Raw genomic sequence first — 12705 nt, 5'->3', positions numbered from 1 at the left:
AAATCTTTCAGTAATTTCAAATATCGAAAAAGAATGTTTTGAATTTTCGCTAAAATTTAGATGCTTTAGAAAAATTTACAGCATGTTTTGTGTCCTTATTTTTAAATAATTCATAGTGTTTTACGCATAAATTTCTAGTTTCTCTAAAACTGATTTTTACGGTTTCAACTGATTTCTGTTTACATTCTGAAATACTACATTGCAATATACCAAATTATGTCTATTTGCTAATAAAACTTTGAAATTATGTAATTACCAATGCTAACTTTTTATGAATGCAAAATATCAAAAAATTATGGATGATGATGAAAAAGGTAAACGCTTTTTAGAATTAATCAATGAACAAAATAATGCTCAATGGAATATTGTAGCAAAATTATCTTCATTAATTCAATTAAAATGGACTTCTCCACAATTACAAAATGATCTTGAAATACTCATGGAAAAACATTCCAAAATTACTAAAGAACTTAACAGTCTTGATGATGACAGTATTTTATAATGCTGAATCTACCATCAACGCAATAAATAATACAGCCAAATATGGGCTAGAAAATTTAAACAAAGTCCATGCCGCCTTTTCCATTGGTTTGACTATCACCCATATTGATAATGCAATCATTAATGCTCCTGACGCAATTGCTGTCCACAGGTATACTGCTCCTATCATCTCCTCACCACTTTCAGTTACTAAAAAGAATGGAGCAATTGAAAATAATACCATTACAACAGTTGAACCTGCTATAGCTCTTGCAGATGTTTTTTCAGATTGTACTGCAGTTAACATTGGAACATTTACTTTGTTGTAATCATCTTTGAAATGTAACGTCAAAGCCCAAATATGCATTGGAATCCAAATAAACACCAATCCTGCCATTGCAAGACCCATTGTCCATAAATCAGACATACTTACAGCTACCCATCCAATCATTGGTGGTGAACCTCCACATAACCCGCCTAAAATTATGTTAGTTCTGGAATTTCGTTTTAACATGTAAGAATAGACTAGGATATTATTTGCTAATCCAAATGCGATAAATGCAGTTGCCCATGCGCCTTGTTCTAATGTTGTTGTAAATGAAATTCCAAATGCTAAAACTAGTGATATTCCAGCTAGCACTAATCCAAAATTTCGTGCTTTAACTGCAGGAAAGATTCTTTTTGATGGGAGCGGTCTACCTTTTGTTCTTTCCATTATGGCATCGATGTCTCTATCATGATAATTTGTCAAAGTATTTGCAGCAGCTGAACCTGATGCTACTGAGAGTAACATAAGTATCCATGTAGATGGGGAAATTTCAATATTGTAAATATTGGATGCAGTTAATGCCGCACCAAATGCAGTAAATACTAGTAAATACCAAATTTTTGGTTTTGTTAATTCATAATATACGGCAACTCTAGATTCTGCCTTTTGTTTTTGCAATATTATTCACTACCCTTTGATGGCATATATGGCATTGCTTTCATTCGTGATTTCATTTCAATAAATGACTCTGAAGATTGAATTCCTTCAATCCTACCAATTCGTTCGGAGACCATTTTGTGCATATGATCCAATGATTTTGCGTACATCGTTACTAGTATGTCAAACCTACCTGTAACTTCAGCAACTTCTCTAACCCCATCGATCTTGAATAATTCTTCAATAATGTGATCCCGTTTTTTTGTGTCCATATTAATTCCAGTCAATGCTTTTACATTATATCCAAGTTCTTCATCATTAACTACGATTGTAAAGCGTTCAATTAATTTTCTTTTAACAAGTCTTTTGATCCTAGAATATACTACTGATGAGTTAACATTGATTTTTTTTGATAAACGTGGAACTGAAATTGAGGCATCACTTGATAATTCTGATAAAATCTGTAAATCTAATTCATCTACTTTTGTCGTTTAAAACACCTGAAGCGATCTAGATTTTTGGATCTTATAAAGTTATTATTGTAAAAATTGCAAAAAATAATCTAAATCTTGCCTTTTTTGTATAACATTTCTGCCAACAATACTGCTCCTTTTGCAGAACCCATTTTTTTATTGTGTGAGAATAACATGTATTTCAAACCATGATCAAATAGTTCTTCTCTTTCAACTCTTCCAATCGTTGTAGTCATTCCGTCCCCTACGATTCTCTCCATTCTTGGTTGGGGTCTTGTAGGATCTTCATGAAATGCATAATATTTTTCTGGAGCTGATGGTAATCCTACTACTGAACTCTCTTCATTGCATTTATCATAGGTTTCTTTTGCCTTGACAGGATCTATATCCAGTGTAGTTTCTACAAAAACAGATTCTGTATGTCCATCTATTACTGGAACTCTGGTACATGTACAGCTAACTCTAATATCTGCATCTATAATTTTACCATCTTTCAGTTTACCTAAAATTTTTCTAGTTTCTAATCTAACCTTACCTTCCTCTTTTGGAATATATGGAATGATATTATCTGTAATTCCCATTGCAGATACTCCTGATTTTCCACCACCAGATATTGCTTGCATCGAAGTCATCATAACTTTTTTTGCTCCATATTTTTCAAGTAGTGGTTTTAATGTAATAGCTAAACCAGTAGTAGTACAATTTGGTAGCGGTGCTACCCATCCTTTCCAATTTCGATTCTTCTTCTGAATTTCAAGTAATTCTGTTTGTTCATCATTAATGCCTGGAATTAGTATTGGGACATCTTCTTCATATCTATAAGCTGAACTAGTCGAAATAACTGGTAAATCTGCTGCCATCTTGGTTTCAATGTTTCTAGCAGCTTCTGATTCAACTGCAGAAAATACTAAATCTAATTGGGAAACATCTAACTCATCAATTGATTTTACTGTCATTTCTTTAATGTATTCTGGAATTTCCCCACCTACATCCCATGATACAATGCCACTTGAATCCTTAATTGCATCAAGATATTTCTTGCCTGCAGAACGTTCAGATGCTGCAATTTGGGTTACCTCAAACCATGGATGATTATTTAAGGATTGGACAAATTCCTGACCAACAGAACCTGTAACTCCAATTATTGCCACTCTCTTCTTATCCATATTTTGATTATTGATCGCTTTCAATTAATAATCGTTTTCTGGATTACTTAATTTGTAGTGTTACAGGCACAAAGCGTGACCTAAAACGTGACTTATAGCGTGGCTTTCACAAAATGAAAGCATTTAGGTACGACCATCAGGTACAACCAAAGCCACGTTTTTTCATACAGTTAGGTACAACCAAAATAACGTGCTAGGTACAACCATTATTTTTCCATTTAATTTGTGGGAATGAACTTTTTTCATTTTTCCATTTATGGAATAGTGACGCCCACTTTCACAAAAAATGTGTGCCCACAAAATAGTTCACATACTTGAAAAAATGGAAATGAAAAGCATTTCAAAAAATGCTAATTAATGAAATTGACTAAACAATATCAAATGACAGGATCCAATATCTTTTATACAAAATGAAATGATGAAATGATGTTCGGTAGTGATGGGATTTCCCTAGATATTTCTCACAATTTATTTAGACTTTCCACACTATCGGACATGAATCCCACAATTTCATAAAATGATGCTATATCATCAAATGCGTAATAATGATACTATCAAATTAATGCCTAATTCCCACTTTGCCAACTACTTTTTGACAGATTCACTTTTAATCTAGGCATGAGAATCATTTTTTGTGAGAAATATAGTGGGAAAGAGTCTAAATCTTGTTGTATCCAATTATGAGATTAATCTCAATCCCACTTTTAGGGGTTGGGATAATTGGACAGTGTATTAAATACACAAATCCCTTCCACTCGTTCCAGACTGGACGGTGCAGTATCTACCAAAGAAGATATTCAAAATGAAATTCTAGAAATTTTAAAAAAATCACCACAAACCCCATCATCATTAGCAAAACATTTTCACATGAAAAGAGAGCCATTTTCAAGAAATTATCTGTACCCACTAAGGGATTCAGGTAAAATTATCAAAGTAGACGGATCCAACTATTTTCAACTACCACTCCAACAAAATACATCACGTTCCATCAAAAAAGCACTAATTAAAAAATCAGAAATTTACCAAACTGATTCATTTAAAAAATGGGATGAAACCAACACGACAAAATCAATACATGTTAAAAAAACTGCATTTGCAAGGCTTTGTCTAGGTCTCAAGACACCAACTTTCAAAATACATCCTGACAACATAACTCAAGAAAATTGGAAAGATGTTGTTAGAACTATGGTTATTGAACTATTCAAAGTTACAAAACCTGATGAAAATGGTGAATTGAATTGGGGATTACGTCAAGCAATTAGAGGATTTTTAGAAGATGTAGTTGAAATTAAAATTTCAAAGAAAGAAGGTGAGACACTAAAAATATCTGGCACAAAGTACAAACCAAAATCTAGTGATTTACATATCACAACTGAACAAGTAATTGAAGCAAAAAAATTACTCCTAAAAAGAAATGTGGATCCTATTTGGTTTTTGAAATTTGGTGTAAAGACATGGAGTTTTGTGAGACCATCAACACTTTATCTAATTGAAATTGACAAAATACAATTCCTAGACCAAGTAGTGGAATACGTAGAAGTTGGTGACGGCAAAAAAATTACAGATACCAAAGTCATAGAGTATGCAAAATACAAAGGTGATAAAATATTTGCATATCCAAGAAGAATTTGTCATTTTGAAGTTATTGAAAATAAAACTGACACTGATTATCACAAATATATTTTAGATGTTGAATTTGTAGAGCCATTAGAAAAATTATACAACATTAGAAAATCCCAACGAAAAAAATATTTGTTTTGGGATGATAACAGTACAGTTTTCACTTTTGAAAATTATGATGATATAGTAAAAAAAGAAGTTACTAAGGACAATCATTTTCTAAAACAAATCCTATTTGCGGTCGGTTTCAAACATGGTGATTTTGGAACTCATGACAGAATCAATTATGCATTTAGACATTTTGGATTGCAAATGTGGTTAATTGATACTGATTACAATTATGATTTAGTTGGTGAAATGTCACATGAAGATACCGCAACTCTGAAAAAATGGTACGGTAAAAGAACACAGAAGGATTTTCAGAGAAAAATCAAGGGTGTGATGATGAATTAATTATATTAAAAAAACACTTTCATTTACTTTGGGTTCAAATTAATTTACCCGCGTCATTATTGAGGGAATATAGTTAGGGAGTGAGATTTTGCACTATTTTGGACAATTAGGGAACAAGATTTTGCACTAACTCTTCACTTTCGATAATCTTAAGTTCATACAAAATTTAGAATAGATATGAGAAAAATCAATTATTTTATTTTATTAACGATTGTTTTAGTAGGCTTTGGGTTTTCATTCATTACTCCCACATATGCTCAATTGCAGAATTTAGAAAATGTCAATGTCAAAGTCATCAGTATTGATAAAATTAGTTCGGATAATTCAGATGTTTTAAAGATTAATGTATCTTTTATCAATGAGGGGAATTCTGCATCCCAAATATTGGCAAATACTATTTTCCTAGTTGATTCAAAACAAAGAGAGTTTACATCATCATCATATCTGGAATTAAAAGAAAAGGATTATGATGTGTCTTCAAAAGATTGTCCACTGTTATTTACAATCAATGTGAACCCCGGACTCACAGAAAATGCAAATTTGTGTTATGAAATTCCAAAAGATGTCAATCTGAAATATTCGTTAAAACTATACGAGTCTACTCCTGAAATATGTGCAGAACCGATTTTTGATTGCACTATCAAGACTTTTCCAATCAATGTAGGTGATGGAAATTCAGAAAGTAAATTACCATCTAAAATTCCCGAGTGGATAAAGAACATCTTTGTATGGTATGGACAAGGACAGGTTTCAGAAGGTGATCTTCTTAACGCAATCAAATATTTGGTTAAGCAAGACATTATTCAATTGGATTAAATTCAAACATTGATTTGTCTCGGATTTTGTACTAAATTCCGTAATTTCTTAAATTAAAAACAATTTTTTTATAGAAGAAACGAGTAAATGATCTATGTTTGGATTTTATTTAGATTCATTTGAACTCACAATTAGTTTATCTCCTTCTCTTAAACTGGTTTTTAAAAATTAGATAACTCGGACAGATGTAAATTACAGATTTTGGTCTTGAATATTTTTTAGATAATCTTTTCCTGCCTCTGTGATTGATATCAAACTAGTCCAATCCTGTGACTCACCAATCCAATCAATATATCCTTCTTCCCTCAATTTTCCTAAAACATCGTAACACGAGGATTTTGGGATCTTTGAAACAAATCTGATTTGACCAGTACCCATTATATCATAAGGTGGTTTTAGTAGAATCTGAAGTATTATTTTCTCATATTTTCTATACTTTCCATTCCGTAAATTTCTCATAATTAATAATTTCCACATCCTCGGTTAACAATAATACTTTTTTAACTAATCTGAATTAAAAACTTCTTTAGAAAATTCAAAATATGTTCTAACGCATGAACGTTTTCAATTCTTGATCCATTTCTTTCAAAATTAATAATATAGATGCCCCCAAAACCTGTTAATTGGTCAATGAGAATATAGAGATACTAAAAAAACTCATTTCAGAAGGATATCAAATAGCATCAAAAGAAATGAGTATGGTTAATCTCAATAATAGTGCATCTGAGGCTGTCTTAACAGTCACAATAAAGTTAGCTAAAGGGAGTGATGTACAAGAAATTATATCTAAAAATGATTCTGAGTTTCTTGGATTCACTGAGCATTTTATAAAAAAAAGAGATCGATTTGATAATTACGTTTTCGAATATGCCGAATCTGTAAATATAACACCACCTGTGGATAAAATTCCAAAAATTATGATTGACCAACACATAATTGAAATTGGTTCAAGAAAATTTGAACAAGGAATATGGATGAGATACATTTCTCCACCACAGCCAAACATTCCTCAAGTAGCTGAATTTTTTCTTTTTGAAGCAAAAAATCCAAATCTTAAAAACGTTGATTTCAAAGATTGGGTCAAAATTTATGATAAATCTACAGGTAAAGCAATTTTTGGAGGATTTGTAAGAGATGCAGAGCCACATAATGATGATTTGTTTTTTCACTGTGTGGGAAGTGACAAATACATTCAATATTCTAAAGTGACATTTCAATTTCTTAACATGCCTGCTTTAGAGTCGTTATATTTCACATCAAAATTAGTAGAATTACACACTAATTATGATGAAGCAATAATTAAAAAAATTAATTTCAATAAACGAAAATTTTCCATCATCATGCCAGTAATGAATATTGTGTTGCAGGAAGATGTTAAAATTGCTGATGCGGTAATTTATCATGAACTAAATTCTCCAGACGACAATTTTATCAGAAAAAGTAGTACTGGAAGAAATGACTCTGATTGGAATGGCAATAATTTAAGAATAAAAACAGAGGTTGAGGCAACGGATTATCATACAGCTGTCAAAAAAGGATATCAGAAAATATCCAGAATTATGGACTGGTTATCATTTCGTTCAGATTTTTCTTTTACATCTTATGGAATAAAACAATCTACAAAAGTTCCATTTTCTGCATACAGGCATTTTTCACGAATCAAAGTTCCACCAAAAATATACTGTAGAGACACAACTAGTAACGGGCATTTATTTTTAGATTTACGTTCAATTGTGGAAAACTTGCTTGTTTTAGATAGATTTGCTGGAGATTATTTTAAGCACACCAAAGATACATTTGAATATTTGATTTCAAAAGAAGCTGAATCTCTTTCAAAGGAAGAATCATCGCTACTTGAAAGCTGTCATTGGTTAAGACTGTCGTTATTTTCTTCAGATAAAACTGAACGATTAATTTTTCTTAGTACTTCTTTAGAATTTGTTATGACTGAAATTACCCCAACAAAGATCTTTACAACTGAGAAGATAGATGAAATAAAAAAAATATTAAAAAGTATTACTTTAGATGAAAAACAAAGTGTAATACTACAAGCATCATTAAATAGATTAAATGATGCTCCTCTCTTTGAAAGAATTAAGCAATTTTGTAATTCTGAAAACATTTCCATTACAGATGAAGAGTGGGAGATGATAAGATCAGCTAGAAAAAAACGTAATAACATTATACATGGAGATAAAGGAGTTATTGTAACCAATGATGAGTTAGAAAAATTTCAATCAATGATTGAAAAAATATTAATTTTTAGATTATCTAAAATTGTTGAAAGTTAAGTTGTGACCTAAATTTATTTATTGTTTTTCCATTTAATTTTATCAAATGTCTATTGATTAGTTTCTTTTTCAAATAAAAAAATTCTCTTCTAGAAATTCCAATCTCTAATGCTTTCTCCAAAGTGAGACTTTCAATCATTTCTCTTATTCTCTTTTGAAAATTCACATATTGAATCGTATCCTCTTTTAAAACTCCAAAAATCTCTGATTTTTCCAACTCGTTTGATTCCTTGCCGATATAGTGAATCGAATCTGAATTGTTGATTGTAAGATGTCGTCTACTCAAAAGCCCAATTTCTCCCTCAGATTTTGCATCATTGTACCTGATATAATCTGAAAATACCTCATTCATGGGTTTCCAGTATTCCTTTGTACCCAAAGAGCCTTCATGAGGATATACCAGTATTACACTAGATCCTTTTTGTGGTTTTGGTGATTATGAAAATTCATAGAATTCATAATTTAATCGTGTTTTTAAATCAGAATTACCATGTTTTATTGAGACACAAGTTCATGACCGTCCCGTCATTAAATCTTGTACAAGTGTGACGGCTTGTGTTTCTTTGAAAAAAAATAAAGTTACTCACTACATCCGCAATTGTCATCTTGTGTGATGAACGTAACTTTTTCTTCGCAAGAAGGTTCAGTTTTTATCAATTCACATTTGGATTGACCATTTTCTTCTGTGCATTTGTATGTTCTGTGTCCTGCCATTGTAATCTATACACTGTTAAAATCTAAAAAATATTCTATCGAACATTTGTTATCTGTTAGTCAATTGTAAATTCCTGATCGATCTTCTAAACTATGCCTATAATGTAAATATTGAGAACAAAGAAGATCTTCTACAAGTTCGCAATGAAATTGGAAAACAATTAGGATCAATTGATCTCACTAAATTGTTAACTGAATTGATCGATCCGATACTTGAGGATCTAAAACATAATAGGAATAATGATGAATGAAGAAGAAAAAAAACTATTATTGGAAATTGCTTATGGAGATACTTGGCTAGAAAATGTAGATGGTCAAAAACTAAAGCAAGCAATAAAATCAGTAATGCAGGAAATTGATGAACAAAAAAATATTCAAAGAACTGCTCAAGGTGAAGAAATTATCATTGATGATGAAATCATCCATGACGAAGAAGAATATCTTTAGGTGATTTTATGTCTATAATCCCATATGATATTCCAAAATATCAATATGCTAAAACAAGATTTTTTGAAAGAGAACATGGTATTGAATTCACAAAATTTGAATTAGAACAAATGAAAAAATTTAGTGAATCTAGAAAACAAGATCGTGTCGAAATATCTGGGTATGTAGTTTGGAGCAGACCTCCTTATTTTCTATTAATTCCTACAAGTACCACTACAAATGGAAGTATTATTTGTAAAGTAGAAAATGGGTTGTCTTATCCTGATCTAAATCAATATTCAACTATTCGCGGTAATTGGCAATATGACATAATTCTAAACAAAACTGTCAAAGTTTTACTTGTTATTGATATTGATAAAACAAAACATGATTTTGGAAAAATAAAACCTGATATTTCCCCTAAAGATTTTATTGATATTTTATTTGAGAAATGGAGAAACATTAGAGGTACAACTAAAGCATTAATTGCACAGGATTTTGTAAGTTCTCCAACTTCTACTGTTGAAAGAACAGGGGGATTCACCTTGACCATTGCAAGTTATTCAAAATCAAACGCATTATCTATGTTTTTAGGAGATTTGAACAGGTTTATCCCTAAAGATTTTACAAAAAACAAGTCTCTTTCATTTAAAATTCCTGAATTAGGAACTACGGCAAACCTTCCAAAATTTGGATGGGATGATAATGTTGCAAATGTTGAAAAGATTCCAAAAAATATTGATACAAAATTAGATCGAATTCCAAAAAGTATGGATGAATGCTCTATTACATTACTACAAAAAACTATGGGTCCGTTTAATTTTGATGCAAGAGGATTGGTCAAATCTGATTATCCAATTATCATTGAAGAACATGTAGAACGAAACCATGTTTCGTATGATGTTGATCCTGAAATATACAAATTTATTCTTACTACAAGACTGTCTTCTCCTACAGTATCACTTGATATCTTTAATGAAGGGATAGAAAAGAATAGAAAAGCACTAAGTACGATTTCTGAAACATTTGAATCATTTTCAGAAAGAACAGGAAATAATCAGTTCTTAGATCTTGGACATAAAGGAAAACCACTATCAATTCATAATTTAGCTTTATCATTTGGACGTTCCAATTCCATTGATTCAATTACCTTAGATAGTATAGAAAAAGCATCAAAAGTTTATCTTAAAAATATAGAAAATGTGATGGAAGTTCAAGAAATGTGGGGATATGATGAAATCCCCGCATCAGCAGTATTATCTATCGAACAAAGACGTGTTTGGAAATATCTTAGAGATAATTCAAATAGATCTGAAAATGATATTGCAGAAAATTTAGAATTACCTATCAAAGAAGTTCAAAAAACTATTCAAACATTATTATCAAAATCTACAATAATTGAATCCGAATTTGGAAAATATACTGCCGTTTCCCAAAAATAGGTAATTAAACAATAACCCATTCTTTCTAAATACAACATTGAATATTTTCTTGTGGAACAAGTAAAACTTCCTACTCAACTACAAACAAAATTACGTGTATGCCCTACTGGTTGCACTCAAAGGCGAACAAAAAGTTACAGATTGGCTGAAAAAAAAACATTTGACGGAAGAAGATGTACTAACTGTGGATTCTTGACAATTCAAGGTAAATTTGAGCCTAATTTTAAGAAATTTAGTAAAACAGATTGTTTTTAGCATATCATTATTTTCTATGATAACTGTAAAATATCACAAAGTATGAAGAAAGTACCTTGCCAATCTCGAAATGTTCACGCACAAAAAAGAAAAAGTTAGCGTAAGGATTACCTAGATGTTGAGAATTCTCATGGATCATTTGTTCATTAGTGTTTTAAGTAAATTTTGTAAATCTACGTCATGTCAAATGATAAATCTGATTCTTGGGAACAATTACTTGGATTGTCTTGGACAATCATTGATGAAGACTAATCTAAAAGATTAGAACTCTTTATGAAGTTCTGGTAAAAAATAACTATGTGAACCTAAAATATTGCATTTTCTTGGGTATTTCGATTACTGTATTCCTGATGGGCGTGATTGTATATCCAACTATTCATACAGTAGACTTTGAGGATTACTCTTCACATGATATTCCAACTGCTCTAGCCAGTATTCTCCAAATAGCATCAGAAGGGCAAAATCTCAAATTCATTGATTTTTCATATACACATACAGTTGGAGAGCCAATACAATTCATTATAGAAAAGACAAGAGATACCAATTGTAATTCCTACGATGCAAAAATAACTGATGATGAGGGCAATTTTGTTTTGGGTTGGGGTGCTGAGATCTCATGTGATCCTAATTTTGTTTCAAATCTAGTACAAACCAAAATTGGATACAATGAAAGCAAACCCATAATCATCAACGAGTCTGGGAGATACTATCTTGAAGTGGAATTTGTTGATGCAGTCATTAAACGAGAGTTTGTAGTAAGGCAAAATCATGGAGGAGGAAGCCTTGACCGTACAGTTTATCCGATTCCATTTGATATGCCATCCCCCTATAAACAAATGAAACTTGGAATCAAACTAGGACACATCATTTGTGACAAAGATAAATTCCCAGTTTGGAATATTCATTACAAACCTGCATGTGTTTATTCAGACACTGAATCAGAGCTTATCAAGCGAGGCTGGGCAAAGCTACGTTTGATGTTGCCTGCAAGTGCTGATCCAATTAAGGAACTTGAGATAACGGGACAAAATGAATTTTCATATAGAGTTATGGGGAATCTTGTTTATGGGGATGATGAATACCCTTTGAGCCATGATAGAAAAAAAGAGATTGCTTTGGAATATTCACAAAAGTATCATCCTGAAGAAAACTATCTAGAATATGCAGTAACCTCACATGAAAAGCATCATGATGTAGGAGACAAAATACAGTTTGATCTGCTAGAGTGGGGGAACTATTCTGATTGCTCAAATCTTAAACTGCGAATAATTGATGTACAAGATCAAGTGATGTTTGAACATATTTCAAAAAATCTGTGTGTTACCACTGGTGATTCATTTGTTATTTTTAACTTGTATTCTATGGGAGATGACTTTGAGGAATTTGTTTGCGACAAAACTGGATACTATAGAATACAAGTATCAAATGGAGATATTTTTCCTCCAACAATACTGCAGAATTTTGCTTGTTTAGAACCAGAATCAATACAGGAACTAGACAATGAAAAATAGGATAAACAAAAAATGTTAGAAAAACTATTTCGTATATTTTGTAGATGTAGATTGTTTCATGATTATCAAGAAAACAAAAAAGGTGAAGAACGTTGCACGTTTTGTAATAAAGAAAGAGATTATGACAACGTTG

At 31.4% G+C, this 12705-nt stretch carries 13 protein-coding genes; 8 read left to right on the top strand and 5 right to left on the bottom strand.

Annotation, left to right across the window (positions count from 1 at the left end; translation table 11 throughout):
- Positions 1 to 295: 295 nt before the first annotated feature.
- Complete coding sequence (locus tag WDZ98_RS09225) at positions 296 to 502, top strand: hypothetical protein (RefSeq protein ID WP_368060277.1); 207 nt, start codon at positions 296 to 298, stop codon at positions 500 to 502.
- Here WDZ98_RS09225 and cyoE read toward each other — a convergent pair.
- From cyoE to asd, 3 genes are all read right to left on the bottom strand, one after another.
- The gene (gene cyoE, locus WDZ98_RS09220) at positions 497 to 1426 is read right to left on the bottom strand and encodes a heme o synthase (protein ID WP_368060279.1); all 930 of its coding nucleotides are present in this window, start codon (positions 1424 to 1426) and stop codon (positions 497 to 499) included. The genes WDZ98_RS09225 and cyoE overlap by 6 nt on opposite strands.
- A gap of 2 nt (positions 1427 to 1428) precedes the next feature.
- Positions 1429 to 1836 (bottom strand): Lrp/AsnC family transcriptional regulator, encoded by a 408-nt coding sequence (locus WDZ98_RS09215; protein WP_368060745.1) that lies wholly within the window; start codon positions 1834 to 1836, stop codon positions 1429 to 1431.
- A 131-nt stretch (positions 1837 to 1967) separates the two neighbouring features.
- The gene (asd, locus tag WDZ98_RS09210; RefSeq protein WP_368060281.1) at positions 1968 to 3044 is read right to left on the bottom strand and encodes an aspartate-semialdehyde dehydrogenase; all 1077 of its coding nucleotides are present in this window, start codon (positions 3042 to 3044) and stop codon (positions 1968 to 1970) included.
- A 720-nt stretch (positions 3045 to 3764) separates the two neighbouring features.
- On the opposite strand from asd, the gene WDZ98_RS09205 reads away from it, so the two are divergent.
- Together WDZ98_RS09205 and WDZ98_RS09200 are read left to right on the top strand one after the other, a co-directional pair.
- Positions 3765 to 5117 (top strand): hypothetical protein, encoded by a 1353-nt coding sequence (locus WDZ98_RS09205; RefSeq protein ID WP_368060283.1) that lies wholly within the window; start codon positions 3765 to 3767, stop codon positions 5115 to 5117.
- Between the two features lie 177 nt (positions 5118 to 5294).
- Complete coding sequence (locus WDZ98_RS09200) at positions 5295 to 5933, top strand: DUF4352 domain-containing protein (RefSeq protein ID WP_368060285.1); 639 nt, start codon at positions 5295 to 5297, stop codon at positions 5931 to 5933.
- 192 nt (positions 5934 to 6125) lie between these two features.
- On the opposite strand, the gene WDZ98_RS09195 is transcribed toward WDZ98_RS09200, so the two are convergent.
- On the bottom strand, positions 6126 to 6392 hold the full coding sequence (locus tag WDZ98_RS09195; protein ID WP_368060287.1) for a hypothetical protein: 267 nt from the start codon (positions 6390 to 6392) through the stop codon (positions 6126 to 6128).
- A 164-nt stretch (positions 6393 to 6556) separates the two neighbouring features.
- Between WDZ98_RS09195 and WDZ98_RS09190 the strand changes: the two genes are divergently transcribed.
- On the top strand, positions 6557 to 8224 hold the full coding sequence (locus WDZ98_RS09190; protein WP_368060289.1) for a hypothetical protein: 1668 nt from the start codon (positions 6557 to 6559) through the stop codon (positions 8222 to 8224).
- Here the strand turns inward: WDZ98_RS09190 and WDZ98_RS09185 are convergent.
- Complete coding sequence (locus WDZ98_RS09185) at positions 8205 to 8576, bottom strand: hypothetical protein (RefSeq protein WP_368060291.1); 372 nt, start codon at positions 8574 to 8576, stop codon at positions 8205 to 8207. The genes WDZ98_RS09190 and WDZ98_RS09185 overlap by 20 nt on opposite strands.
- Before the next feature lie 605 nt (positions 8577 to 9181).
- Here WDZ98_RS09185 and WDZ98_RS09180 point away from each other — a divergent pair.
- The 4 genes from WDZ98_RS09180 to WDZ98_RS09165 all read left to right on the top strand — a co-directional run bounded on the left by WDZ98_RS09180 (position 9182) and on the right by WDZ98_RS09165 (position 12572).
- A complete protein-coding gene (locus tag WDZ98_RS09180; protein ID WP_368060293.1) occupies positions 9182 to 9385 on the top strand; it encodes a hypothetical protein in 204 nt (67 codons plus the stop codon).
- Between the two features lie 8 nt (positions 9386 to 9393).
- Positions 9394 to 10806, top strand: a complete 1413-nt coding sequence (locus WDZ98_RS09175) for a hypothetical protein (protein WP_368060295.1) — start codon at positions 9394 to 9396, stop codon at positions 10804 to 10806.
- 51 nt (positions 10807 to 10857) lie between these two features.
- Positions 10858 to 11061, top strand: a complete 204-nt coding sequence (locus WDZ98_RS09170; protein WP_368060297.1) for a hypothetical protein — start codon at positions 10858 to 10860, stop codon at positions 11059 to 11061.
- A gap of 323 nt (positions 11062 to 11384) precedes the next feature.
- The gene (locus tag WDZ98_RS09165; protein WP_368060299.1) at positions 11385 to 12572 is read left to right on the top strand and encodes a hypothetical protein; all 1188 of its coding nucleotides are present in this window, start codon (positions 11385 to 11387) and stop codon (positions 12570 to 12572) included.
- Positions 12573 to 12705 lie beyond the last annotated feature (133 nt).

This window comes from Candidatus Nitrosopumilus sp. (assembly GCF_040878665.1).
Lineage (GTDB): Archaea > Thermoproteota > Nitrososphaeria > Nitrososphaerales > Nitrosopumilaceae > Nitrosopumilus.
The sequence above is the reverse complement of the archived record's forward strand: the minus strand, read 5'-3'. Positions and strand labels throughout refer to the sequence as shown.